1 pseudogene is annotated in these 514 nt (G+C 51.9%); it reads right to left on the bottom strand.

Features of this window, described 5'->3' with window-relative positions:
* Window positions 1-374: pseudogene (locus CHU71_RS12690) on the bottom strand (DDE-type integrase/transposase/recombinase); the annotation flags it as partial.
* Window positions 375-514: the final 140 nt, after the last annotated feature.

Below are 514 nucleotides of genomic sequence, written 5' to 3'. Positions count from 1 at the left end.
CACCAGGAGTGCCGTCTGCGCGTGTTGTAGCGCATGCACCATCGAAATACTTCCTGCCGGCAGATAATGGGATTATCAAAGGCTTTCCGATCACGTAGAACTTCACGTTTTAAGGTGGCGTTAAATGATTCTGCCAGGGCGTTATCGGCACTAGTTCCCACTGCTCCCATGGATTGGCGTACACCAAGTTGGGTGCAGTGGTCCCTAAATGCCTGTGAAGTGTACACACTGCCGTGGTCGGAATGGAAAATTGCCCCGTTAAGGCTTCCGCGGACTTTCCTGGCATGAGACAAAGCCTCGATAACCAGAGATACCCGCATGTGATCGGCTAGCGCATGACCAACGAGCTTGCGTGAATAGGTGTCAATGACTGAAGTGCCCCGAGTTTTGTTCCTAGGCATTTGCCTTGATCGTTATTATTTCCTGTGGCGGGGTCTGCTTCCAAAAATGGGTTTCCACCTCAACCGGGGTTCGGTATCCCAAGCTTTGGTGGAGCCTTGTCTCGTTCCACCAT

Source organism: Corynebacterium sp. LK14 (assembly GCF_008042215.1).
GTDB classification, from domain to species: Bacteria; Actinomycetota; Actinomycetes; order Mycobacteriales; family Mycobacteriaceae; genus Corynebacterium; species Corynebacterium striatum.
Note: the sequence above shows the minus strand (reverse complement) of the source record. Positions and strands in the feature narration are given on the sequence as shown.